This is a genomic window from Agarivorans sp. TSD2052, from assembly GCF_023238625.1.
GTDB lineage: Bacteria > Pseudomonadota > Gammaproteobacteria > Enterobacterales > Celerinatantimonadaceae > Agarivorans.
Genome location: NZ_CP096670.1, coordinates 2,899,568 through 2,922,833 on the forward strand (window position 1 = coordinate 2,899,568; position 23,266 = coordinate 2,922,833).

Below are 23,266 nucleotides of genomic sequence, written 5' to 3' on the forward strand. Positions count from 1 at the left end.
ACTTATTAACTGATGGCTTCAAAGCGGCGAATAACCGCACGCTTCGATTTAAGTTCGTTACAGCTATTACAGAAATAATCCACTGCACCGCACGCCTTCAGTTCCTCTAATTCTGCATCACACTTGTCACAGTGCACCCGTTGCAAAAATTTATGATGACAAGCGCCACATACCCAATGATCAAGCTCGTGTTGTAATTCGCCATCACATTCAGGGCAAGCAATTTCAATACTCATAGCTAACTCCAGTTATTTCTTTTTGTACTTACTGACACTTTGCATTTTTTTACGGCGACGTTCTTGCGCAATAGTCAATTTTGACTTCTTATCAGAGAATGGGTTCTCACCTTCTTTAAATTCGACTCGGATCGGTGTCCCCATTATTTCCAATGCTTTACGGTAGTAGTTCATCAAATAGCGTTTGTATGAATCAGGTAACGAGTTAACTTGATTACCATGAATCACTACGCGCGGCGGATTATAGCCACCGGCATGAGCATAACGTAACTTAACCCGACGCCCCCGCACTAGCGGCGGTTGGTGGTCATCTTGAGCCATTTGCATGATACGAGTCAGTAATGACGTAGACACGCGCTTGGTCGCGCTGCTATAAGCCTCTTGAACCGATTCGTAGAGATGACCGACACCTGTACCGTGTAAGGCTGAGATGAAATGAACGCGAGCAAAGTCGATAAAACCTAAACGGCGATCTAATTCAGTTTTTATTCGCTCTTTATGATCATTATCTAAGCCGTCCCACTTATTAACAGCCAGTACCAATGCGCGACCAGCATTAAGAACAAAACCTAGCAAACTTAGATCTTGATCTGAGATACCATCTTTAGCATCAATCACCAACATCACAACGTTGGCATCTTCGATCGCTTTTAAGGTTTTAATTACAGAGAATTTTTCTACCGTTTCGGTCACTTTCCCGCGCTTACGCACCCCAGCAGTGTCAATCAAAATATAATCTTGATCCTCACGCTGCATCGGAATATAGATGCTGTCGCGGGTGGTTCCAGGCATGTCGTATACCACCACACGGTCTTCGCCAAGAATACGATTGGTGAGTGTAGACTTACCCACATTCGGCCGGCCAACAATCGCCAGTTTAATCGGTAAGTCTGCAAACTGCTGGGCTAACTTATCAAGCTCAGATTCACTCAGCTCGCGCTGTTCATCGAGTTCAGAATCGGGTTCTTCACTTTGATTCTCTAATTGCTCAGTGACAAACGGACGTAATGCCTCTTCAAGTAACAGATTTACGCCACGCCCATGAGCGGCGGCAATATGATGAACTTCGCCTAATGCCAGCGCATAAAACTCGCCACACGCGGCATCTGCGTCGATGCCATCGGTTTTATTAGCCACCAAGAAAATTTTCTTTTCTTGCTTACGTAAGTGGTGGGCAATCGCCTCATCGGCCACGGTCATGCCCGAACGCGCATCCACTAAAAAGAGCACAGCATCAGCTTCTTCAATCGCTTGTAACGATTGTTGAGCCATCATTGCATCGATCCCTTCTTCATCGCCATCAATACCGCCGGTATCGATAACAATGAACTCCTGCTCGGCAACTTTAGCTTGGCCATATTTGCGGTCACGAGTTAATCCGGGGAAATCGGCAACCAGTGCATCCCTACTCCGTGTAAGGCGATTAAATAATGTAGATTTGCCAACGTTTGGACGTCCCACTAGGGCAACAACAGGAAGCATAAGGGCCTCTTTTTATGAATATATGACATGACAAAGGCTCATGGTTAATTAACCATGAGCCTTTCATACACGATTATAACAAACTTAACTGCGATCTAGCGCAATTAGCTTACCATTTCGTGCTTGTATGATAATTTTGTCGGAGGTTACCACAGGTGCAACATATAAGCCGCTTTTATCTACCAACATTTTACTGACGAATTCGCCGTTATCACGGTTTAACCAGTATAAGTAACCCTCGCTATCGCCGACCAATATATAGCCGCCGTCTACCGCCGGTGCGGTCACGATTCGATACGATAAGGCTGTTTGCGTCCAACTTTCAACGCCATTACTGCGCTCTAAGCCGTAAACATTATCGCTAGCATCGGTTACATATAGATTTAAGCCTGCACCAGCTAAATTCTGGTAAGCGGAATAACTGCGTTTCCACTCTTCTTCACCGGTACGTAAGTTAACTGAAACCAAGTTACCATTATAGGCCACGGCATATAATTGTGACCCCACTAAGACGGGTTTACTATCAACATCAACTATGCGGTCAATTTCAGTTGAACCTTTAGGTTGCGCCAGTTTGGTTTCAAACAATAATTGCCCGTTCTCGAGCAAATAAAGACCAATCTTACCGTCACTGCGACCTAGGATAATAGCGCCATTAGAAATAATTGGCGGCGCTTTACTGCGTAAAGACAAAGCAGGCTGATCAATTTTCGAGTCCCACTTAACTTCACCACTGTGCGCATCAAGAGCCACTAAATGGCCATTGCTGGTCATTATAACCACGACGCTGTCTTCAACCGCAGGGGTTGAGATAACTTCACCCGCAACCTTGGCTTGCCATACTATATCGCCGCTTTCAGCATCTAGCGCAAATACGTCAGCATTTTCAGTGCCAAGGTAAATTCGTTTATAAGCAGCAGTTAAACCACCTGAAATACGAGCATTTGGCGTATTTCCAGAAAACTGATTGTTACTTTCAACTTTCGATAAATCAGTTACCCAAAGGCGCTTTCCTGCTAAACCGTATGCGCTAACTTCGCCAAAACGAGCAGCGGCAAATATACTGTCATAGGCCACGACCGGTGTTAAAGCGGAAAAGAACTGCTCAACCCCTTTACCAACCCGAGACTCCCACTGCGTAGCAACGGTGAACTGATTAGCAAACTCTGGGACCGGTGCCATTTGCACAACATCTTCTTCAGTGTTGAATAAAGAGCACGCCGATAAACCAAGCAGCAAACAAGCTAAGCTAGCACCACGCCACGCTTTAGCCATTAGTAGCCTCTACTTGTGTTAAATCGTTCAGTTTCATATTTACACTTGGGTCAACTTCACTAGCACCCGCCGCAACAGCAGCTTGATAAGCTTGGCGCGCCAAATCGGTGTCGCCTTGCTGGAGATAAATATCCCCTTTAATTATCTCAACCGTCGCCGTTAACGCTGGCTCACTAACTAAAGCTAAACTCGCTAAAGCATCTGTAAAAGCTGCTTGCTGAGCTTGTACCCGGGCTAAGCGTGTATAAATTAAGCCTTTCAGCTCTTCAGGTGCGCCCTCTAAAGCTAAGTTCAGCTGGGTTTGCGCTTGTGTAAAATCTTCTTTAGCCACTAATTCTTTAGCTAAAAGTAGTGATGCAAACACCGAATAGTTTTTGTCGCCCTGATTAGCCGCAACATAATTGGCTAATGGAGCGAGCTCTGCGGTGTTTCCTGCCACTTGAGTCACAACTTGCTGATAAGCATCAGAAGCGGCCTCTTGCTGAGCAACTTGATACTCACCAAAATAGCGCCAACCAAACACTGCGGCTAAACCCAAAACTGAACCGCCAATCACTGATGTTCCGTTTTTCTTCCACCAATCTTTAATGGCTTGAACTTGCTGTTCCTCAGTAGAATAAATGTCCACTGTGTCTCCTTAACTAATCTAATACGGTATTAAGCAAGGCAACTAACTCATCTTGAGCCACGCATTGCTGTTGAATATCTTGTCGTAAGTACTTCACGGTAACTTGTTGGTTAGCTAACTCATCTTCGCCGATGATTAATGCTACTTTAGCGCCCGATTTATCGGCCCGCTTAAATTGCTTTTTAAAGTTACCACCACCACAGTGACTCATGGTCCGCACCGAGGGTAACGCATCTCTTAATTGTTCAGCTAATGAAAACGCCGCCCCAAGTGTCCCTTCTCCAGCATTGATCACATAAACATCGGCAGTTGATGGTAATTCACCCAACAAACCCAGAGTTTCAAGTAACAATACCAAGCGTTCCATACCCATGGCAAAACCAACGGCTGGTGTAGGTTTGCCCCCCAATTGCTCAACCAAGCCATCATAACGGCCGCCAGCACAAACAGTGCCCTGTGAGCCTAAACTATCCGTGACCCACTCAAATACTGTGCGATTATAGTAATCAAGCCCACGCACTAAGCGCGGGTTAAGCTCATAGCCGATGCCTGCATTATCCAACAAAGCACACAGTTGTTCGAAATGAGTTTTACTGTCTTGATCAAGGTAGTCGGCTAAACTTGGCGCGTCAGCCAAAGCGGCTTGTACTTCAGGGTTTTTACTATCTAATACCCGTAGCGGGTTATCATACATTCGGCGTTTAGATTCTTCATCTAAGGCGTCTTTATGTCCTTCAAGGTAAGCAATTAAGGCTTCGCGATAATTAGCTCGGGCCTCATTTGAACCCAAACTATTGAGTTGCAAAGTCACATGTTTTTCAAGGCCAAAAGCCTTCCAAAATCGTGCAGACAACAAAATAACTTCAGCATCAATATCAGCACTAGCCATACCAAATGCCTCAATGCCTAGCTGGTGAAACTGACGATAACGGCCTTTTTGGGGACGCTCATGGCGGAACATTGGTCCCATGTACCACAAGCGCTGCTCTTGATTATATAGCAGGCCAGCTTGATTACCCGCGCGAACACAACATGCTGTCCCCTCTGGTCGCAGCGTTAAGCTATCCCCATTGCGGTCTTCAAAAGTGTACATCTCTTTTTCCACAATATCGGTAACTTCGCCGATAGAGCGCTTAAACAGGTTAGTGCTTTCTACAACAGGCATTCGAATTTCGTTATAAGCATAAGCGGCGACGACCTCGCGAATAACCGATTCCACTTTCTGCCAAGCGGGTGTATCACTTGGCAAGCAATCATTCATGCCACGTATTGCTTGTATTTGTTTTGCCACAATAATCTCGAATAAAACAGGTCAATAACTACTAAAGACCCATGATTATAGGGTCTTTAGCCATCTAGGTAAATTTAATCTATTGCTGTTAAGCTATCAGCTGATGTTTTTCACAGCTATTCTTGAACGTATTTTTGCTTCTAGCGCATCAACTAAGTTGTCGTTATCAAAACGTTCTTTTTGACGTACGCCATCTTGGTAAAAGCCACTTTTATTTTGACTGCCTGTAATGCCTAAATCTGATATCAACGCTTCACCGGGACCATTGACGACACAACCAATAATCGATACATCCATGGGTTCTACAATGTCTTCTAAGCGCTGCTCTAAGGCATTCACCGTTGCAATCACATCAAATTCTTGGCGTGAACAGCTTGGGCAAGCGATAAAGTTAATCCCACGAGAACGAATTCGTAGAGATTTGAGGATATCAAAACCAACCTTTATTTCTTCAACTGGATCAGCAGCCAGTGATACCCGAATAGTATCGCCAATACCTTGCGATAACAGCATCCCTAAGCCCACTGCAGATTTTACCGAGCCACTGCGTAAGCCGCCAGCTTCGGTAATTCCAAGGTGAAGAGGCTGGTCAATACGAGAAGCAAGCCCTTGGTAAGCACCTACCGCAAGAAATACATCCGAAGCTTTCACACTCACTTTAAACTGGTCGAAGTTCAGCCTATCTAAAATATCTACATGGCGCATCGCAGATTCAACTAATGCTTCAGGGGTGGGTTCGCCATACTTTTCTTGTAAGTCTTTTTCTAAAGAACCGCCATTCACGCCTATACGAATAGGAATATTTCGGTCTCTAGCTGCGTCAACAACTGCGCGAATACGTTGCTCGTTACCAATATTACCGGGATTAATTCGGAGACAGTCAGCACCGTACTCAGCGACTTTTAAGGCAATTCTGTAATCAAAATGGATATCGGCAATAAGCGGAATATTCACTTGTTGTTTTATGAGTCTAAATGCTTCGGCTGCATCCATCGTTGGTACTGATACACGCACAATATCTCCACCCACTGCAGCGATACGGTTGATTTGATCAACGGTAGCCTCTACATCAGTGGTGCGAGTGTTTGTCATTGACTGGACGGAAATAGGTGCATCACCACCGACAGGAACATTACCCACCATTATTTGCTTAGATTTACGGCGTTTAATTGGGCTTGGCTGGTTCATAATAATCGCGACGTCTTAAATTTAGTTAATTAGGTATCTTCATACGGACAACTTTACCGTTTTTAAATGACGATAAGTCTATTTTATCTTGGCCATAATTGACGCTAACCCCAACAGAAGTGCCTAGCACGATACTATACGGGGCCGGGCCGGTTACTGATAGTTTGTCACCCGCCTTCTTAATCGCCGCGACTAATCGCTTACCTGTTGCATCACGGATTTCTACCCAGCACTCTTTTTCAAAACTCATGCTAAGCGGTAAATCAGCCACTTCCGTTGGTGTTTCTACAATGACTTCGGCGAGGGGCTCAGCAACCGTTTCAGCGGGCGCATCAAGCTCGCTGGCTTGGCTCGGTAAATCGGCAATCGCTGCTGAATCAGCATTCGATGGAAGGTCTAGAGGCGCATTGCTGTCTTCGTTAACAACCGTCGGCTCAAGCGCGTCAACTGCAACGACAGACTCAGCCTCAGAACTTGATAAGTCAGCGGTTAGGTTCACTTCAGCTACTGGCTCTGAAGGTTGAACATCGGTGACGGCATTACTGCTAGTTTGAGGAGCAAATTCTTCTTGTTGGTTTTTCTCTTGCCACCACCAAATAACCAATAAAACAACAATCCCAAAGGCGACAAAATAGGTAAACTTCATTAATCGGCTATCATGTGTCTCTTGCTTAAACCGGCCAGAAAAACTCTGCATTTCAGTACGCTGTTCTTGGGCGTCATTTAAGTGTGCGTAACTAGACAGAATTAACTCTTCAGACACGTTGACTAGTCGAGCGTAACCACGCAAATAGCCTTTGATAAAAGTTACCGACAAGCCACCATCAAAACTGTCTGCCTCAATGTCTACCACCACTTGCAGGCGCAGTTTCAGCCTCTCTGCAACCTGATTCTGGCTCAGGTTCGCGGCGACTCGTGCTTCCTGAAGCATCTGGCCAGGACTTACAACTTCAATATCTTCACTGAGCTCAGTAGGCTCTAATTCAATTTTAGTAGTCATTGGCCATATATCGTTTAGTTTCTTCTGATTTAGGGAATTGTTGTTGCAAAGTTAGTCCCCAGCGGGCCTCTTCGGCGAAATTGTCAGCGGCACTTTCTACTCTGATCCAAGCAAAAGCACTTTTAGCCGTTGTTTCTGACATACTATCATAACGTTGTAAGTATAATCTGGCTTGCTCGGGTTTATTTTGCTGGAGATAAACCTCACTGGCACCAAGCAAAGAAGCCGGTCTACGAATGTTATAAGCCAAAGCACTACTGAAGTATTCAAGCGCTTTATCCAGATGCCCAGCGGTCAACGCACACAGGCCAGCATTTTCATTAGTACCCGCTACTTGAACGTATTCAGGGTTAGCCAAGGCCTGGTTAAACAAGGCATCGGCTTCATCATAGTGCTTCTGTTTACACAACATAACGCCATAGTTATTCAACACATCGCCATTGTTTGGCGCGATTGACTTAGCTTTTTTATAAGCGTCTAAGGCTCTATCAGGCTGTCTTACCTGTTGGTAGAAGTGTGCTTGAGCAATATATACGTCAACGAGGTTAGGGGCGAGTTCTTGAGACAATTCAAGGTTTCGTTTTGCTTGCTCTGCATCACCAGCTTCTAGATAGCGCAAGGCCAAACTAATGCGAGTTTTGGCCGCAGCATCTTTATCAAGTTGTTTATCTTTATTGTTTACTTCTTGGCCATTCACTCGGGTTTCTGTGACACAACCTGTCACAGAAAGCACTACCAAAAACAAGTACAACCAGCGTTTCATATCCGTCCTTCGATAAGGTTAGTTATTGAATTGTGACTGAAATTTCTTGTTGTTGCATCCGTTTTCTCATTGTTCTTTTGGTTCTGTCTACGACATCACCTGCTAACTGACCACAAGCTGCATCTATATCATCACCGCGGGTTTTACGAACCACTACTGTTGAGCCATATTCCATCAACACCTTACAAAAACGATCAACTCTACTATTGCTAGGCTTGGTAAAGGGTGAGCCGGGGTAAGGATTAAATGGGATCAAGTTAATTTTACATGGTGTATCGCGTAAAACTTCGGCTAACTCATGCGCTTGCTCCATTGAGTCGTTTACACCATTCAGTAAAACATACTCTACGGTTACCTTACCGCGGTTGGCATTCGATTTGTCGATATAGCGCTTAACCGCCGCTAAAAACGATTCAATGTTGTATTTATCATTGATTGGCATAATTTCACTACGCAGCTTGTCGTTTGAAGCGTGCAAAGAAATTGCCAACGCCACGTCTATTTGGTCACCCAGTTTATCAAGGGCTGGCACTACGCCAGAAGTACTCACCGTGACTCTTCGCTTACTTAATCCATACCCGTTGTCATCTAACATGAGTTCTAAAGCAGGCACCAAGTTATTGAGATTAAGCAAAGGCTCACCCATCCCCATCATTACCACATTGGTAATAGGTCGCTTGCCCTCAATGCCTTTATGGCCAATAACTTGAGCTGCGCGCCACACTTGACCAATGATATCAGATACTTTTAGGTTGCGATTGAACCCCTGCTGACCAGTAGAGCAGAAAGTACACTCCAAGGCGCAGCCCACTTGAGAAGACACGCATAACGTCGCACGGTCTCCTTCAGGGATGTATACCGTTTCAATTTCTTGACCAGCAACTAACATGGCCCATTTAATCGTGCCATCAGCACTGCGCTGTTCGGTGCTTATCTCTGGTGCTTTTACTTCAGCAACCTTTTTAAGCTTCTCACGCAATACTTTATTAATATTATTCATTTGATCGAAGTCGTCGACACCAAAGTGATAAATCCACTTCATTACTTGATCAGCACGAAATGGTTTTTCTCCGATCTCTGCGAAAAACTGACGTAATCCATCTCGGTTAAAATCAAGTAAATTTGTTTTTGTTTCACTCATCGCTTAACTCCACGACTGACCATTTAAAAAAAGCGCCGAATTGTACAAATTATGACGGCAAAATACCAGTTAAACTCGGTATTCAGGGCCATTTGGCAGCTATTGATGTAATACCTTTTATTCAGCAATGTAAAAAGGGGCCTAAGCCCCTTTGGTTCTATCTTGGACAAATTTCATTGTCATCAAAGAAATAGGCTATTTCTCTTGCGGCAGATTCGGGGGAATCTGAGCCATGAGTACCATTAGGCGGCATAGCCGTACCAAAATCATGACGCAAGGTGCCGGCAGCAGCTTCCGCTGGATTAGTCGCGCCAAGTAGATCCCGATAGCGCTGAACGGCATTTTCACCTTCCAACACTTGTACCATTATTGGACCCGATGTCATGAATTCAATTAACGGAGCATAAAAAGGTTTTCCATCATGCTCGGCATAAAAACCGGCAGCTTGCTCTTGTGTTAAATGCAACATTTTAGCTGCGACCAATCGTAAACCTGCAGATTCCATACGGGCATAAACTGCACCAATGGCATCTTTGGCCACAACATCAGGTTTAAGTATAGAAAAAGTCCGTTCTAACGCCATTTACTCGCTCCATTGTATAAATAATTAATACCAATCAATTGATATCGTTATCGAATAATAAGTTAGCTCTACTCGCTTAACAACCTAGAAATGGTGCGAATACCATGACCTTTCGCACCCGTTGCCCAAAGCGCGTTGGCTGATTTTTGATATGAACCAGATAAATCAAAATGTAACCAATTTTGTTCCGCATTTTCAACAAAGTGCGCTAAAAAAGCTGCTGCGGTTGAAGCCCCGGCCATCCCTTCGCCAGATGAAATATTGGCTATATCTGCAAACGCAGAACCAATTTGCCCCTTATGAAAAGGCTCAAGTGGCAACGGCCACGCTTTTTCGTGCTCAGCTTTTGCAGCCTGAAGAGCGTGATGCACCATATCATCATCAAAACCGAATACGGCGTTGTAATCGCGCCCTAAAGCCATCTTGGCCGCACCGGTAAGAGTAGCGGCATCGATAATTTTGTCAGGCTTAACTTCACTAGCGGCAATTAAACCATCGGCCAGCACTAAGCGCCCTTCCGCATCGGTATTTAATACTTCTACCGAAACACCATTTTTGTAGGTGATAACATCACCAAGCTTGTAAGCTTCACCTGAAACCATATTTTCAGCGCAACATAAAAACAGCTTAACGCGCTTATTCAGGCCATTAGCAATCGCCAAACCCAAGCCCCCCGTTACCGTGGCTGCGCCTCCCATATCGCTTTTCATTATCGACATACCATCAGAGGGTTTGATACTGTAACCACCTGAATCAAACGTAATACCTTTGCCCACTAACGCGAAGGCTATTGGTTCGTCAGACTTACCTGAAGGGTTAAAGTCAAGCTGCAACATCGCCGGTGCTTGGCTACTGCCCTTACCCACTTGATAAGTACCAACCCAACCCTCGGCTAATAAGTCATCCCCCGAAATAATGGTATGGGATACACAATCGGGCGCTAAAGCGCTTAAAAAGCTTGCTGCTGACTCACAGAGACTTTGCGGGTAGATTTCAGCGGGACCCAAATTTATCGTTTTGCGGGTCCAATCAGCTGAAATTTTAAGCGCATTAAAACGCTGTAAGTCTGCGTCGCTAAGCACCACTACATCAAGTTGATTGTCTTGCTTGGCATTGTAATAGCCTTGATAAAAAGCCCAGCAGGCTTCTAAGTCCCAACTATCACCAATAAAAGAAAGGTGCTTTAAGCCTTGAGAATCTAATTTACGCGCGGCTTTTTGAATATCTTGTAGGCGGGATGCGCCTTGCGAAGTAACATGCACATTAACTTGATTCGTTTCAAAGCTGATCAGGGCGTTGTCGCCCCATTGAGCAGCAGCGGGTTTTGCACATAATACTAGGTCCATAACGGCGGTCATCAATACTTCCTCATGTTACTCATTGACAACAAGCCACTGGAATTTAGTCTAGTTCATCCATCCAGGCTAAAATAATTGCTTCCAAAATGCGCTCATTGCTATGTTGGGGTTCATCTTCAAAATCGTCCAATTGACAAACCCATTGGTGTAAATCGGTAAACCGAACTTGTTTTGGGTCCTGCTCAGGGAATTGCTCGGCCAGTTCTATCGCAATTTGCTCTACATCTATCCAACGCAACCCCATAGCAAGTTTCCTTAATGTTGTTCAGACACCATATTAATCGTGTATTTAGGGATTTCTACCACTAAATCTTCATCGGCTACTAAAGCCTGACAACCAAGTCGAGATTCAGGCTCTAAGCCCCAAGCCTTGTCTAACATGTCATCTTCGAGCTCGTCGCTTTCTTCTAAAGAATCAAAACCTTCTCGAACAATCACGTGGCAAGTGGTGCAGGCGCATGATTTTTCGCAGGCATGTTCAATATCGATACCCTCACGCAGCGCGATATCTAGTACGCTTTCACCTTCTTTTGCTTCTACTACAGACCCTTCGGGACATAAGTCTTCGTTGGGTAAGAAAATCACTTTAGGCATCTTAAATCCTATCTACTTGCTGGCCGGTTAAAGCCTGTTTAATCGAATCATCCATTCGCCTTGCAGCGAAGTCTTGACTAATACTATCGAGTTGCTTAATGGCTTGCTCAATGGCAGGCACCTTATCAGCAGCCGCTACTGTCGCCAACGCTTGCATCGCTAGCTCTATTTGCTGACGCTCTGTTTCGTCTAACAAGCGAGATCCACTTTCAGCGAGGGCTGCACTCATATCTTCTATGAAACGCGCGGCTTCCACCTGTTGCTCGCGTAACATCCGCATGCTGACATCATGTTTAGCGTTGGTGATAGAGTCTTTAAGCATTCTGGCTACTTCTTCGTCGGCTAAACCATAAGACGGTTTAACTTCCACCGACGATTGAACACCGGTTGATTTTTCCATCGCGGTAACAGACAGCAAACCATCGGCATCAACTTGAAAGGTCACCCGAATATGCGCTGCACCAGCAGCTAAGGGAGGGATCCCTTTCAGCGCAAACTTAGCCAATGAGCGACAATCATCCACTAACTCTCGCTCGCCCTGAACCGCGTGAATAGCCATGGCTGTTTGGCCATCTTTAAAGGTTGTAAATTCTTGTGCGCGAGCAACCGGAATAGTGGTATTGCGCGGAATAACTTTTTCAACCAAGCCGCCCATGGTTTCAATACCCAAAGACAACGGTGTGACATCAAGTAGCAACAACTCGCCGTCTTTTTTGTTACCCACTAATGTATCAGCCTGAATAGCAGCGCCTAAGGCCACCACTTGGTCTGGGTCGATGTTAGTTAAAGGTTGCTTACCGAAAAAGCTGGCCACCTCGGCACGTACTTTAGGCACCCGTGTAGACCCGCCAACCATAACCACATTACCAACATCTTCAAGCTCAACCTCGGCGTCACGTAAGGCTCTACGACACGCGCGAATCGTACGCTTAACTAACGCTGCAATGAGCTCATCAAACTGATCACGGGTAATCGCCCCCTGCCAGTTTACGCCATCAGTGGCTAGGCTAACTTCGGCTTGTTGTTGATCAGATAAACTCACCTTAATTTGATTAGCGACGCGTGACAACTCGCGCTGCAATTGCGCAGATCGCTGACCGGTAATTTTGGCCTGTTCAGCGATCCATTCAACTAAAGCGTCATCGAAATCATCGCCACCTAAAGCAGAATCTCCGCCAGTGGCTAATACTTGGAATACACCTTTTGATAAACGCAAAATTGAAATATCAAAAGTACCACCCCCTAAATCATAAATAGCGATAACGCCTTCATCACCGCTGTCTAGCCCGTAAGCAATCGCGGCGGCGGTAGGTTCGTTGAGCAGACGTAATACATGTAAGCCCGCTAACTGAGCGGCGTCTTTAGTACCTTGTCGCTGGGCATCATCGAAATAGGCCGGTACAGTAATCACTACGCCGTCAGGCTCTCCCTGCAACGACTCGCTAGCACGCTTGGCAAGGCTTTTAAGGATCTCTGCGGACACCTGAATAGGATTCACAATACCGCTAACCGTTTGGATTTGCGGAGAGCTGCTATCCGCAAAAAGATAGGGTAAGGTCGAAGTATCTATCTCTGAGCTCGCCTTGCCCAACAAACGTTTCACTGACGTAATGGTATTATGAGGATCTGTAACTGCCTGTGCTCGAGCGGCGAGGCCAACATCAATACCTTTATCGTGATAACGCACAACCGAAGGTAATAAGGTATTGCCACTATGGTCGGCTAAAGTAACAGATTTTCCGCTGCGCACAGTAGCTACAAGAGAATTAGTAGTACCTAAATCGATACCTACTGCTAATTTATGTTGGTGAGGAACAGCCGATTGCCCAGGCTCTGCAATTTGTAGTAATGCCATATAGATTAATAATCTAAGATTTTCTCTTCGAGTTGAAGCAACTGCTGTTGCAAACGTGCATAAAATTTAAGCTTACGAACTTGTTCGGCAGCAAAGGTAAAATTTTGCTCATTGTAGGCTTTTTCAAAGCTTGAGCTCAAGTCACTTCGCTGTTGCTTGAGTTGTTTGGAAAAGTCATCAATAGCTTGTTCAGGATCGGCAGCGTTTTCTATTTCCGCCAACTGCTCCCTAAGCGCCATTTGACTCATCAAAAACTCAATGTCATTAATCGTCTGCTGTTCGCCACCTAGCTCAATGCCCTGCAGACTCAGTAAGTATTGAGCGCGAGACAAAGGATCTTTCAATGTTTGGTAGGCATCATTTATTTGCGCGGCTTTTTGCATAACCTGAACTTGATTTTCAGTTGCATCAGCAGCGAAATTATCCGGATGGTATTTCTGTTGTAACTCTCTATAAGAAACAGCTAAACCTTGAAGGTCTAGCTGATATGTTGTGCTTAGAGAGAATAATTCAAAATAATTCATAGCGTGTTCCATTTAGACGCTAAAACTCTCTCCGCAACCGCACTCTCCGGATACATTAGGGTTATTAAATACAAAGCCTTCGTTTAGACCTTCTTTAACAAAATCCAACTGAGTTCCATCGATATAAAGTAAGCTTTTTTCGTCAACAATGATATTTACACCGTGACTTTCAAACACTTTGTCATCCTCAGCGAGCTGGTCAACAAACTCAAGAATATAAGCCATTCCGGAGCAGCCAGAGGTTCTAACACCTAAGCGTACTCCAGAGCCTGAGCCACGATTACCTAAGAATTGGCTAACATGGGTTGCTGCTGATTCGGTCAGTGATACAGCCATAACGGATCCTTAAAACTACTACGCGTTTTTCTTCTTATAATCTGCAATCGCTGCTTTGATTGCGTCTTCAGCTAAGATTGAACAGTGAATTTTCACCGGAGGTAAAGCCAGCTCTTCAGCAATATCAGTGTTTTTCAACGATTCTGCTTCATCTAAACTTTTGCCTTTTACCCATTCTGTCACTAGTGAGCTAGAAGCGATAGCTGAACCACAACCATAAGTCTTAAAACGGGCATCTTCAATAATACCGCTGTCGCTAACTTTTAGTTGTAACTTCATTACATCGCCACACGCTGGCGCGCCAACCATACCGGTACCGATATGACTATCTTCTTTGTCTTCAAACGCCCCAACATTACGTGGGTTTTCATAGTGATCAATTACTTTTTCGCTGTAAGCCATGATACTTCTCCAAATCCGTTAAATATAGTGCTTAGTGATGAGCCCACTCGACCTGACTTAGGTCAACTCCGTCTTTAAACATGTCCCACAGTGGAGACATTTCGCGGAGGCGCCCTATTCCTTCATTAATAACTTTAACTGCATAATCAATTTCTTCTTCAGTAGTAAAACGACCAAATGAGAAACGAATAGAGCTGTGTGCTAATTCATCTTCAAGCCCTAGAGCACGTAGAACATACGAAGGTTCTAAGCTGGCAGAGGTACAGGCAGAGCCAGATGATACGGCTAAATCTTTCAGTGCCATAATCAACGATTCACCTTCAACATATGCAAAACTCACATTTAGGTTGCCTACAACACGCTGGTCAAAATCACCATTAACGTAAGTTTCTTCAATATCTTTTATACCAGCCCAGAAACGGTCACGTAATGCGTGAACATGTTCGTTGTCTTTAGCCATGTCTTGTTTAGCTATCGCAAAGGCCTCACCCATACCGACAATTTGGTGGGTAGGCAGAGTGCCAGAGCGCATGCCGCGTTCATGTCCACCACCATGCATTTGCGCTTCTAAGCGAATACGGGGTTTACGTTGAACATACAGAGCTCCAATACCTTTTGGACCATACATTTTATGTGCTGAAAACGACATCATATCTACTGGCAAAGCGTGTAAATCAATGTCGATTTTACCTGCACTTTGCGCAGCATCGACATGAAATAAAACTTTACGTGAGCGACATAGTTCTCCGATAGCATTGATATCTTGAATCACGCCAATTTCGTTATTCACGTGCATGATACTAACCAGCACGGTATCTTCGCGCATTGCCTCTGTTAACTTGTCTAAGCTAATTACACCGTTACTTTCTGGCTCGAGGTAAGTCACTTCAAAGCCTTCACGCTCTAACTGGCGGCAAGTGTCTAATACAGCTTTGTGCTCAGTTTTACAGGTAATAATGTGCTTACCGCGTTTATTGTAAAAATGGGCAGCGCCTTTGATTGCTAAATTGTTTGATTCGGTCGCACCTGAAGTAAATACGATCTCTCGTGGGTCAGCATTTACTAACTCGGCAATTTGATTACGAGCCACATCAACAGCTTCTTCTGCTTGCCACCCAAAACGGTGCGAGCGAGAAGCCGGGTTTCCATATATACCGTCGACACTTAGGTATTGCATCATCTTTTCAGCTACACGAGGGTCAACCGGTGTAGTGGCTGAATAATCCAGATAAATTGGCAATTTCATTAAAGCTCTCCATTACTACTCTGCGCTAAGCGAGCATCATAAACTAATTTGTATCGTGTTTGAGTCGAGTTTTTTAAGCTGATCTTGTCCTTGAGCAACATTCACTATTTGTCGCTCACGCATCAGTCCGCCCAAACTTATATTGTCGAGAAAATCGGCAATACGTTCGCTCAAGTCATTCCACAGCGAGTGGGTCAGGCAAGGCTTACCGCCTTGACAATTTGCGGTACCGTGACAACGTGTTGCATCTATCGACTCGTCAACCGCATGAATAACCATACCCACAGCGATATCGTCAGCATCCATACCTAGCCGGTAACCACCGCCAGGGCCGCGAACACTGCTTACTAAGCCATGTTTGCGTAATTTTGAGAAAAGCTGCTCTAAGTACGACAGTGAAATACCTTGTCGCTCAGATATATCAGCTAATGAAACCGGACCGTCTTCCATATGAAGTGCCACATCCAGCATCGCTGTAACCGCGTATCGTCCTTTAGAAGTTAAGCGCATATTCAACCATTTATTGCGTGAACTTGCCCACAATCTTTCCATATCCGACTATTTTAGTCAAGTATAAAACCTTGTAACTTACTCAGGATTATTTTTCGCTTTTTTCGATATGCTTATCAAACGCAGTTAAGATCCCGCGCATAACGTTAAGCTCTTGTTTTTCCATGCGAATTCGATTAAACATACGGCGTACTTTCTCCATAACTTTGCCCGGATGAGGTTTAATTATAAATCCGCTGTCAGCAATGCTTTGCTCAAAATGTTGGTAAAAACGCTCTAAATCATCAGCGTGCGGGTAGTCTTCGACGACATTCTCAGGATGGGTATTTTCTAGATCTAAATGCGCCATACGCACTTCATAACTAATCAACTGCACAGCCATCGCTAAATTTAGAGAGCTGTACTCAGGATTAGCCGGAACACAAACATGAAAGTGGCACTGCTGAAGCTCAGCGTTGTTTAACCCGCTGTTCTCACGCCCAAAAACAATAGCTACATTAGCCGTTTTGGCTTCGCTAGCTAATTTAACGCCTGCTTCGCGGCCGTCTAGCATTGGCCAATCTAAGGTGCGCGAGCGAGCACTGGCGCCAACCACCAACTGACAATCAGCAATAGCTTCAGCTAAATCATCAACAATTGTGGTACCGCCTAATACATCCGACGCCCCTGCCGATAGAGCAACTGACTTCCCATCTATCTCCGCTTCTGGCGCCACCAAGTATAAATGGCGTAGGCCCATGGTTTTCATTGCTCTGGCTGCTGAGCCAATGTTGCCACTGTGACTAGTGCCAACAAGCACTACTCGAACATTATCTAACATCTGTTGAATTTCACCCTAGTTTTGATGCGCAAGATTGTAACATAGCGACCCGACTAGCATCTAGATTGGAAAAATTTTTAATACACTGTCTATAATAAATTGAGTTTAAATTGAGTATTCACTATAATCCGGCGGTTATTAAATGTTCTTTCTACAAATTGGTGGTAATTCATGCATGCTATGCTAAACATAGCGGTTCGCGCTGCGCGAAACGCAGGTAAAGTCGTAACTCAAGCTTACGAACAGTTAGACAAGGTTGAAGCGACCGCTAAAGGCGCAAACGACTACGTAACGAATGTGACATCGGCTTCTGAAAAAAGCATTATCGATACGATTCGTAACGCGTTCCCAGAACACTCGTTTGTTTCTGAAAAAATAGGTTTAAGCAAAGGCACGGATGACGAATATCAATGGGTAGTTAACCCACTGGATGGAACCACCAATTTTATCAAAGGTATTCCTCACTTTGCTATTTCAATCGCCTTACGCGTTCGCGGTAAAACCGAACACGCTGTGGTTTACGATCCACTACGTAACGAGCTATTTGCCGCTTCTCGTGGTAAGAGCGCCCAATTAGACGGCTACCGTTTGCGCGTCAATAAAGCGAAAGACCTAGAAGGTACCTTAATCGCAAGTGGATTCCCTTACCGACGTAAACACTACACCGAAAGCTACACCGCTATGTTTGGTGCTATCTTCGCTGAGTGTGATGACATTCGCAGCAGTGGCAGCCCAGCTTTAGATATCGCCTACGTGGCCGCAGGGCGTTACGATGGCTTCTTCCGACTCAATTTAAAACCTTGGGAAATCGCAGCTGGCGAGTTACTAGTGCGTGAAGCGGGTGCCATTGTCACTGACGTAGCAGGTAATACCGACTTCTACCAAAGTGGTAATGTTGTATGTGCTAATCCAAAAGTATTAAAGCACATGCTTTCAACGATTCGCCCACACCTAACGGACGCAATTAAAGGCTAGTTACTCAGCTTTAATTGTTAACGATAATAAAACCAGCAGCCTTCACTGCTGGTTTTTTTATCGATAAATGATACCCATTCTATAAACAAGCTAAGCATCTTTAATTGAATGAGCATTAGCCTTCAATCATAACTAAACCTAAAAGACTAACCTACCCGGCCAATATCTTAGGCACCACCCGGCTCGCCAGTGAAATTAACCAATAAATCTTCGTCAGTGACTATCGCCTGACAAGCTAAACGATACTTTGGCGGCAAGTCACTAATAGACGCTCTTTCAGCATCTTTATCCGAAAGCTTGCCGATACTTTTTAGCCCTTCACGTTCCTTATCGGTAAGCATTGCGCCTTTTACGCGTTCACCATCTAAATGCGTGACTTCAACTAAACATGAGCCACAACGGCCGTCTTTACATTCATGGGGGATCTTCACGCCATTGTCTTCAGCTAAGCCTAACAACGCATCACGTTTACCTGCAACCGCGGTTACTTTTTTGTTTTTTCGCATAACCGGGGAAGAGAAATATACGGTAGCCATATTGTTTTCCTTTATGTAATGATAAGTATTCAATTTGACTGTCAGTATGTTCAGTTAAAACCTAACCAGCATGAAGCTATCAAGCGTCAAACTATAGATTTAACCAGCGGCAAGTTGGCTAGCAGTCACTAACACACAAATAGTCAAATTGCTTACCCGCATTGCAAGTGCTAAGCCAGCACCATCAACCCCCGCCCGTTAAATGATGCGGTAAATCACGCGTTGGCCTCGCGACTCAAAGAAAACAATACGCATAATAAACAAATAGTTGCGTTAAGCTAAGGCAAGAGATTTAAAAGTCACCGCGCTATCAGTGCTAAACCACTAAAGTTCAAATTAGTGCTTAGCAGACAATTTGCTTTAAATACGACAATTTTCAACTATAGTTGATAACGATGTCATAAATCGAATAGTGCTTACTTACCGCTTTTGAACCACACACAAGAGAGAAAACACATGCGAAGCATCTGGGTATTTTTACTCGTTTTATATTGCCAACATAGCTTAGCCAATCAGCTCACCGAGCAGCAACTAAATGCATGGTTTACCGCAAGTAAGCAGTTACAGCCCATAATAGAGAAAATTGAACAAGACAATACCTTTCAAGACATCAGCAACCCTAGTCAGTTTGCTGAAGAAATGGCGAGTCAACTCAAGCATAGTAAAATGAACGCCGAAGTCAGCAACATTTTGGCAAGCAACAACCTAACCATAGATACATGGGCTAAAACAACCGAGCAAGTTGTATTCGCCGCTATGGCAGCTAGCGCCGACGGTAACGAAGCACAAATACAACAATACAAAACCATGAAGCAACAGCTGCTGGATAATCCAGATTTAACTAAGCAGCAAAAACAAGAAATGATGTCGATGTTTGAAGTGAGCGACTTGTGGATTAACCAATTAGAAGCGGTACCACAAAGTGATATAGACTTGGTTAAACCTATGTTAGATAAGTTTAACCAAGAGCTAGGCTGGGAGATGGAAAACTAGTCAGCGCCTAGGTCAAAGCTATCAGCGTCCATTTCGGCGCGCTCTAACTGTAACTCTAGAAAAGCAATGCGTTTAACAAACGTTCCTAATAAGGCATCTTTTATTGCCAACAATTCGGTTAACTCGCTGGCCTCACGCCACTCAGGGTGCTCGCCGGCCAACTCTGCGTTTTCAAAGGCTAGTTCAGCCTCGCGTTGCTGTAAAAAATAATGGCTTTTTTCACCTATATCAAATGAATAGATCATTACTGGATTAGCTTCTGTCACCTTTATGCTTCCTCTAATGGATAGTTAGCAAGTGTCCAGCCTCTAATCCCGCCATCCATAGAGATAACATTGGTATACCCCATCTTCACTAAGTTATCAGCACTCAGCGCGGAGCGAAAACCACCTCCACAATAAATCACTATCATACTGTCAAGGTCCGGAATGGCTGTTTCAGCATCACGCTCTAACACGCCGCGCCCCATATATTGAGCACCAGGAATACGGCTTTTTTGCCATTCATCTTGTTCGCGGTTATCAATCAGCTTGAAATCAAGCCCTTGGTCTAACCATTGCTTAACTTGGTGAACATCACATTCTTTAATACGGCTACGGCAATCATCAACTAAAGCCAGAAAACGCGGATTATGGGCCATGTATCTCTTCCTTAATAGTAAAAAACCCGCCGAAGCGGGTTTAGATAGTTATGCGATAGGGTCTTGGTCAGCACCTTCTTTTTCTTCGATCTCTTTGGGCATAAAGTCTTCTTTCTTAATGCCTAAATACAATGCCAGCGTACTAGCAACATAGATGGAAGAGTGAGTACCAATGAACACACCAAACAATAATGCCGTAGCAAAGTTATGGATCAGCTCACCACCTAATACGAACAACGATATGAGCACCATAATTGTTGTTAACGAGGTGACAATCGTTCGATTCAGGGTCTGGGTTAGCGACACATCAATGATCTCTTCAGGGTCGCCTTTACGCAACTTACGGAAGTTTTCACGGATCCTATCTGATACAACAATTGTATCGTTCAAGGAGTAACCCACCACCGTTAATAGTGCAGCAATAACCGTTAGGTCAAACTCTAACTGCAAGAATGAGAACAAACCCAAGGTTGCAATGACATCGTGTGCTAAGGCCAATACAGCACCTAGCGCCATCCGCCACTCAAAACGCATAGCCACATAGAGTAAAATACAACCTAGTGCAGCAATAATGGCTAAGCCACCTTGCTCGGCAAGCTCCTTACCTACAGTAGGCCCTACGTATTCGATACGGCGCATTTCAACGTTAGCATCAACTTCTGAACGCAACAAACCCATAATGCTATCGCCAAGGTGTTGGCTATCAACACCTTCACGCGGCATCATGCGCAGCAGAACTTGAGTTTGTGAGCCAAAATATTGCGCTACAATATCCGGGTACTCATTATTGGCCATAACATCACGAACTTGATTAAGGTCGGCAGCTTGTGAAAACTCCACCTCAATCAAAGTACCGCCAGTAAAGTCCAAGCCCCAATTAATTTTGTTAATCGCTAAGCTTGCAACCGAAGCCACCATCAGCAAAATAGTAAACCAAATAAATGGTTTACGGTGCGACATAAAAGGCACAGTGCCTTTAGGTTTAAATAAATAAAACACGTCGTTGCTCCTAGATAGACAACTTGTCTATTTTCTTACCGCCCCAAACAAGGTTAACAACCACGCGGGTGCCAACAATAGCGGTAAACATCGAGGTGGCAATACCAATAGCTAGCGTTACCGCAAAGCCTTTTACAGCACCCGTACCAATCGCAAACAAAATTAACGCGGTAATGAAGGTGGTGATGTTAGCATCAGAAATGGTTGAAAGCGCGTTGCTATAACCGTGGTGAATCGCTTGCTGAGGGCTTCTACCGTCTTTTAGCTCTTCACGAATACGCTCAAAAATCAACACGTTGGCGTCAACGGCCATACCCACGGTCAGTACAATACCCGCCATACCAGGCAAGGTTAAAGTAGCCCCAGGTATCATTGACATAAAGCCGATAATCATACCTACGTTAGCAATAAGCGCTAAGTTAGCGATTAAACCAAACTTACGGTAGTACAGAGGCATAAACACCAGCAGTGACAACAAACCCACTACGATAGCCATAAAGCCTTTGTCGATGTTGTCTTGGCCTAAGCTTGGGCCCACGGTACGTTCTTCAACAATTTGAATCGGCGCAATCAAGGCACCAGCACGCAATAGTAAGGCTAAGTTTTGCGCTTCAGAAGGAGAATCAATACCAGTAATGCGGAAGCTGCGACCCAGTCGTGACTGAATAGTGGCTACGTTAATCACTTCTTCTTGGCGTTCTAACTGGCTTTTACCTTCAGCATCTTTCTTGCCAGTAGGCTTATACTCAATAAACAAGGTTGCCATCGATTGGCCCACATTGTCTTTGGTAAAGGCAGCCATTTTACTACCACCTTGGCTATCAAGGCTGATATTAACCTGCGGACGGCTGTATTCATCAAATCCCGATTGCGCACCCACAATGTGGTCACCGGTCAAGATAACTTGATTACGTAACACCACTGGTGAGCCATCAACTCGCTTAGCCAGTTGCGAACCCGGAGGCACACGACCAGAAGCCGCATCACGTAAATCAGCGTCAGTATTTACCATTCTGAATTCTAGGGTCGCTGTGGCGCCCAAAATCTCTTTAGCACGAGCAGTGTCTTGAACACCCGGTAACTGAACAACAATACGCTCAGAACCTTGACGCTGAACCTGAGGCTCGGCAACACCTAACTCATTAACTCGGTTACGAATAATGGTGATGTTTTGCTGCAAGGCATATTCGCGTGTTTCTTTTAGCTTCGCTTCAGTCATCTTAGCGCTTAAGCGAAATTGATCGCCTTGGCTAACATCACTAAATTGATACTCGTTATATTTGCGGTCTAAAAAGCTAATCGCTTTATCAAGGGTTGCTTCATCACGGAAACGAACCACCACGGCATCACCTTGCGAGCGAACACCAGCGTAACGCAATTTTTCTTCACGAAGGTCACTACGAAAATCTTGAATCATGCCTTCTTGTGCTTTGCTTATCGCCGCGTCCATGTCCACTTCCATCAAGAAGTGCACACCACCGCGTAAGTCTAAGCCAAGTTTAAGCGGCGCTGCGCCAATAGCATCTAACCAACCGGGGGTTGCTGGGGCTAGGTTTAAAGCCACCACAAAATTATCGCCGAGTAGATCATTCAGCATCGTTTTAACTTTAAGCTGGTCGGCATCATTGCGTAAACGCACTAAAGCTAAACCATCTTCAAAGCCAACCGAGCGAAAGTCGATAGACTGTTCGGTAAGGTAGTTTCTAATCTCATCCAATTGGGCAAGCTCAACCTGAGCGCCCCGAGTGCCGGATACTTGTACGGCTGGATCCTCACCGTATAAGTTTGGCATGGCGTAAAGAAAACCGATGGCAATCAAACCGATTACCATCATATTCTTCCACCAAGGGTTTCTGTTTAACAAAATCTTATCCCTAGTGACCTAGTGTAA

General features: G+C 44.7%; 27 protein-coding genes. 2 read left to right on the forward strand and 25 right to left on the reverse strand.

Annotation, left to right across the window (positions count from 1 at the left end):
• Positions 1-5: 5 nt before the first annotated feature.
• The 20 genes from M0C34_RS13125 to trmJ form a co-directional block, all read right to left on the reverse strand.
• Positions 6-236, reverse strand: a complete 231-nt coding sequence (locus M0C34_RS13125; protein WP_248712138.1) for a zinc ribbon domain-containing protein — start codon at positions 234-236, stop codon at positions 6-8.
• Between the two features lie 12 nt (positions 237-248).
• Positions 249-1,718: a ribosome biogenesis GTPase Der gene (gene der / locus M0C34_RS13130; RefSeq protein ID WP_248712139.1), complete on the reverse strand. Its 1,470-nt coding sequence runs from the start codon at positions 1,716-1,718 to the stop codon at positions 249-251.
• Positions 1,719-1,802: 84 nt separating this feature from the next.
• Positions 1,803-2,993, reverse strand: a complete 1,191-nt coding sequence (gene bamB / locus M0C34_RS13135) for an outer membrane protein assembly factor BamB (protein ID WP_248712140.1) — start codon at positions 2,991-2,993, stop codon at positions 1,803-1,805.
• Positions 2,986-3,621, reverse strand: coding sequence for a YfgM family protein (locus M0C34_RS13140; protein WP_248712141.1), 636 nt, complete (start codon positions 3,619-3,621; stop codon positions 2,986-2,988). The genes bamB and M0C34_RS13140 overlap by 8 nt, the downstream gene beginning before the upstream one ends.
• A gap of 13 nt (positions 3,622-3,634) precedes the next feature.
• Entirely contained in the window at positions 3,635-4,912 is a 1,278-nt protein-coding gene (hisS, locus tag M0C34_RS13145) for a histidine--tRNA ligase (protein WP_248712142.1), read from the reverse strand.
• 96 nt (positions 4,913-5,008) lie between these two features.
• Positions 5,009-6,100, reverse strand: a complete 1,092-nt coding sequence (gene ispG / locus M0C34_RS13150; protein ID WP_248712143.1) for a flavodoxin-dependent (E)-4-hydroxy-3-methylbut-2-enyl-diphosphate synthase — start codon at positions 6,098-6,100, stop codon at positions 5,009-5,011.
• 25 nt (positions 6,101-6,125) lie between these two features.
• Positions 6,126-7,100 carry a RodZ domain-containing protein gene (locus M0C34_RS13155; protein ID WP_248712144.1) on the reverse strand — a complete coding sequence of 325 codons (975 nt, stop codon included), beginning with the start codon at positions 7,098-7,100 and terminating at the stop codon, positions 6,126-6,128.
• A complete protein-coding gene (gene pilW, locus M0C34_RS13160) occupies positions 7,090-7,863 on the reverse strand; it encodes a type IV pilus biogenesis/stability protein PilW (protein ID WP_248712145.1) in 774 nt (257 codons plus the stop codon). The genes M0C34_RS13155 and pilW overlap by 11 nt, the downstream gene beginning before the upstream one ends.
• 22 nt (positions 7,864-7,885) lie before the next feature.
• On the reverse strand, positions 7,886-9,004 hold the full coding sequence (gene rlmN / locus M0C34_RS13165; protein WP_248712146.1) for a dual-specificity RNA methyltransferase RlmN: 1,119 nt from the start codon (positions 9,002-9,004) through the stop codon (positions 7,886-7,888).
• 157 nt (positions 9,005-9,161) lie between these two features.
• The gene (ndk, locus tag M0C34_RS13170; RefSeq protein ID WP_248712147.1) at positions 9,162-9,587 is read right to left on the reverse strand and encodes a nucleoside-diphosphate kinase; all 426 of its coding nucleotides are present in this window, start codon (positions 9,585-9,587) and stop codon (positions 9,162-9,164) included.
• A gap of 68 nt (positions 9,588-9,655) precedes the next feature.
• On the reverse strand, positions 9,656-10,945 hold the full coding sequence (gene pepB, locus M0C34_RS13175) for an aminopeptidase PepB (protein ID WP_248712148.1): 1,290 nt from the start codon (positions 10,943-10,945) through the stop codon (positions 9,656-9,658).
• A gap of 43 nt (positions 10,946-10,988) precedes the next feature.
• Complete coding sequence (gene iscX / locus M0C34_RS13180; RefSeq protein WP_137672810.1) at positions 10,989-11,189, reverse strand: Fe-S cluster assembly protein IscX; 201 nt, start codon at positions 11,187-11,189, stop codon at positions 10,989-10,991.
• Positions 11,190-11,200: 11 nt separating this feature from the next.
• The gene (gene fdx, locus M0C34_RS13185) at positions 11,201-11,539 is read right to left on the reverse strand and encodes an ISC system 2Fe-2S type ferredoxin (RefSeq protein ID WP_137672809.1); all 339 of its coding nucleotides are present in this window, start codon (positions 11,537-11,539) and stop codon (positions 11,201-11,203) included.
• 1 nt (position 11,540) lies between these two features.
• A complete protein-coding gene (hscA, locus tag M0C34_RS13190; RefSeq protein ID WP_248712149.1) occupies positions 11,541-13,394 on the reverse strand; it encodes a Fe-S protein assembly chaperone HscA in 1,854 nt (617 codons plus the stop codon).
• 5 nt (positions 13,395-13,399) lie between these two features.
• Positions 13,400-13,918, reverse strand: a complete 519-nt coding sequence (gene hscB, locus M0C34_RS13195; protein ID WP_248712150.1) for a co-chaperone HscB — start codon at positions 13,916-13,918, stop codon at positions 13,400-13,402.
• Positions 13,919-13,930: 12 nt separating this feature from the next.
• The gene (iscA, locus tag M0C34_RS13200) at positions 13,931-14,254 is read right to left on the reverse strand and encodes an iron-sulfur cluster assembly protein IscA (RefSeq protein WP_248712151.1); all 324 of its coding nucleotides are present in this window, start codon (positions 14,252-14,254) and stop codon (positions 13,931-13,933) included.
• An 18-nt stretch (positions 14,255-14,272) separates the two neighbouring features.
• Positions 14,273-14,656 (reverse strand): Fe-S cluster assembly scaffold IscU, encoded by a 384-nt coding sequence (gene iscU / locus M0C34_RS13205; RefSeq protein ID WP_248712152.1) that lies wholly within the window; start codon positions 14,654-14,656, stop codon positions 14,273-14,275.
• 31 nt (positions 14,657-14,687) lie between these two features.
• Complete coding sequence (locus M0C34_RS13210; protein WP_248712153.1) at positions 14,688-15,902, reverse strand: IscS subfamily cysteine desulfurase; 1,215 nt, start codon at positions 15,900-15,902, stop codon at positions 14,688-14,690.
• 36 nt (positions 15,903-15,938) lie between these two features.
• On the reverse strand, positions 15,939-16,412 hold the full coding sequence (gene iscR, locus M0C34_RS13215; protein WP_248712154.1) for a Fe-S cluster assembly transcriptional regulator IscR: 474 nt from the start codon (positions 16,410-16,412) through the stop codon (positions 15,939-15,941).
• Positions 16,413-16,500: 88 nt separating this feature from the next.
• A complete protein-coding gene (gene trmJ / locus M0C34_RS13220; RefSeq protein WP_248712155.1) occupies positions 16,501-17,232 on the reverse strand; it encodes a tRNA (cytosine(32)/uridine(32)-2'-O)-methyltransferase TrmJ in 732 nt (243 codons plus the stop codon).
• Between the two features lie 171 nt (positions 17,233-17,403).
• On the opposite strand from trmJ, the gene suhB reads away from it, so the two are divergent.
• Positions 17,404-18,207, forward strand: coding sequence for an inositol-1-monophosphatase (gene suhB, locus M0C34_RS13225; RefSeq protein ID WP_248712156.1), 804 nt, complete (start codon positions 17,404-17,406; stop codon positions 18,205-18,207).
• Between the two features lie 167 nt (positions 18,208-18,374).
• On the opposite strand, the gene M0C34_RS13230 is transcribed toward suhB, so the two are convergent.
• Positions 18,375-18,743, reverse strand: coding sequence for a 2Fe-2S iron-sulfur cluster-binding protein (locus tag M0C34_RS13230; protein WP_248712157.1), 369 nt, complete (start codon positions 18,741-18,743; stop codon positions 18,375-18,377).
• A 456-nt stretch (positions 18,744-19,199) separates the two neighbouring features.
• Here M0C34_RS13230 and M0C34_RS13235 point away from each other — a divergent pair, with 456 nt between their 5' ends.
• A complete protein-coding gene (locus M0C34_RS13235; RefSeq protein ID WP_248712158.1) occupies positions 19,200-19,736 on the forward strand; it encodes a hypothetical protein in 537 nt (178 codons plus the stop codon).
• Here the strand turns inward: M0C34_RS13235 and M0C34_RS13240 are convergent.
• Genes M0C34_RS13240 through secD form a run of 4 tightly spaced genes read right to left on the reverse strand, consistent with a single transcriptional unit; the run spans position 19,733 to position 23,239 of the window.
• A complete protein-coding gene (locus M0C34_RS13240; protein ID WP_248712159.1) occupies positions 19,733-20,002 on the reverse strand; it encodes a hypothetical protein in 270 nt (89 codons plus the stop codon). The two genes, M0C34_RS13235 and M0C34_RS13240, sit on opposite strands and share 4 nt — an antisense overlap.
• A 2-nt stretch (positions 20,003-20,004) precedes the next feature.
• Positions 20,005-20,376: a rhodanese-like domain-containing protein gene (locus M0C34_RS13245; RefSeq protein ID WP_248712160.1), complete on the reverse strand. Its 372-nt coding sequence runs from the start codon at positions 20,374-20,376 to the stop codon at positions 20,005-20,007.
• Positions 20,377-20,424: 48 nt separating this feature from the next.
• The gene (gene secF / locus M0C34_RS13250) at positions 20,425-21,336 is read right to left on the reverse strand and encodes a protein translocase subunit SecF (RefSeq protein ID WP_248715636.1); all 912 of its coding nucleotides are present in this window, start codon (positions 21,334-21,336) and stop codon (positions 20,425-20,427) included.
• 49 nt (positions 21,337-21,385) lie between these two features.
• Positions 21,386-23,239 (reverse strand): protein translocase subunit SecD, encoded by a 1,854-nt coding sequence (gene secD, locus M0C34_RS13255; RefSeq protein ID WP_256469275.1) that lies wholly within the window; start codon positions 23,237-23,239, stop codon positions 21,386-21,388.
• Positions 23,240-23,266: the final 27 nt, after the last annotated feature.

Bases quoted from the DNA above. Each gene is read 5' to 3' on its own strand.
- M0C34_RS13125 (WP_248712138.1), bottom strand. From the start codon at position 236: ATGAGTATTGAAATTGCTTGCCCTGAATGTGATGGCGAATTACAACAC.
- der (WP_248712139.1), bottom strand. From the start codon at position 1,718: ATGCTTCCTGTTGTTGCCCTAGTGGGACGTCCAAACGTTGGCAAATCT.
- bamB (WP_248712140.1), bottom strand. From the start codon at position 2,993: ATGGCTAAAGCGTGGCGTGGTGCTAGCTTAGCTTGTTTGCTGCTTGGT.
- ispG (WP_248712143.1), bottom strand. From the start codon at position 6,100: ATGAACCAGCCAAGCCCAATTAAACGCCGTAAATCTAAGCAAATAATG.
- M0C34_RS13155 (WP_248712144.1), bottom strand. From the start codon at position 7,100: ATGACTACTAAAATTGAATTAGAGCCTACTGAGCTCAGTGAAGATATT.
- pilW (WP_248712145.1), bottom strand. From the start codon at position 7,863: ATGAAACGCTGGTTGTACTTGTTTTTGGTAGTGCTTTCTGTGACAGGT.
- rlmN (WP_248712146.1), bottom strand. From the start codon at position 9,004: ATGAGTGAAACAAAAACAAATTTACTTGATTTTAACCGAGATGGATTA.
- ndk (WP_248712147.1), bottom strand. From the start codon at position 9,587: ATGGCGTTAGAACGGACTTTTTCTATACTTAAACCTGATGTTGTGGCC.
- pepB (WP_248712148.1), bottom strand. From the start codon at position 10,945: ATGACCGCCGTTATGGACCTAGTATTATGTGCAAAACCCGCTGCTGCT.
- iscX (WP_137672810.1), bottom strand. From the start codon at position 11,189: ATGGGGTTGCGTTGGATAGATGTAGAGCAAATTGCGATAGAACTGGCC.
- fdx (WP_137672809.1), bottom strand. From the start codon at position 11,539: ATGCCTAAAGTGATTTTCTTACCCAACGAAGACTTATGTCCCGAAGGG.
- hscA (WP_248712149.1), bottom strand. From the start codon at position 13,394: ATGGCATTACTACAAATTGCAGAGCCTGGGCAATCGGCTGTTCCTCAC.
- hscB (WP_248712150.1), bottom strand. From the start codon at position 13,918: ATGAATTATTTTGAATTATTCTCTCTAAGCACAACATATCAGCTAGAC.
- iscA (WP_248712151.1), bottom strand. From the start codon at position 14,254: ATGGCTGTATCACTGACCGAATCAGCAGCAACCCATGTTAGCCAATTC.
- iscU (WP_248712152.1), bottom strand. From the start codon at position 14,656: ATGGCTTACAGCGAAAAAGTAATTGATCACTATGAAAACCCACGTAAT.
- M0C34_RS13210 (WP_248712153.1), bottom strand. From the start codon at position 15,902: ATGAAATTGCCAATTTATCTGGATTATTCAGCCACTACACCGGTTGAC.
- iscR (WP_248712154.1), bottom strand. From the start codon at position 16,412: ATGCGCTTAACTTCTAAAGGACGATACGCGGTTACAGCGATGCTGGAT.
- trmJ (WP_248712155.1), bottom strand. From the start codon at position 17,232: ATGTTAGATAATGTTCGAGTAGTGCTTGTTGGCACTAGTCACAGTGGC.
- suhB (WP_248712156.1), top strand. From the start codon at position 17,404: ATGCATGCTATGCTAAACATAGCGGTTCGCGCTGCGCGAAACGCAGGT.
- M0C34_RS13230 (WP_248712157.1), bottom strand. From the start codon at position 18,743: ATGGCTACCGTATATTTCTCTTCCCCGGTTATGCGAAAAAACAAAAAA.
- M0C34_RS13235 (WP_248712158.1), top strand. From the start codon at position 19,200: ATGCGAAGCATCTGGGTATTTTTACTCGTTTTATATTGCCAACATAGC.
- M0C34_RS13245 (WP_248712160.1), bottom strand. From the start codon at position 20,376: ATGGCCCATAATCCGCGTTTTCTGGCTTTAGTTGATGATTGCCGTAGC.
- secF (WP_248715636.1), bottom strand. From the start codon at position 21,336: ATGTCGCACCGTAAACCATTTATTTGGTTTACTATTTTGCTGATGGTG.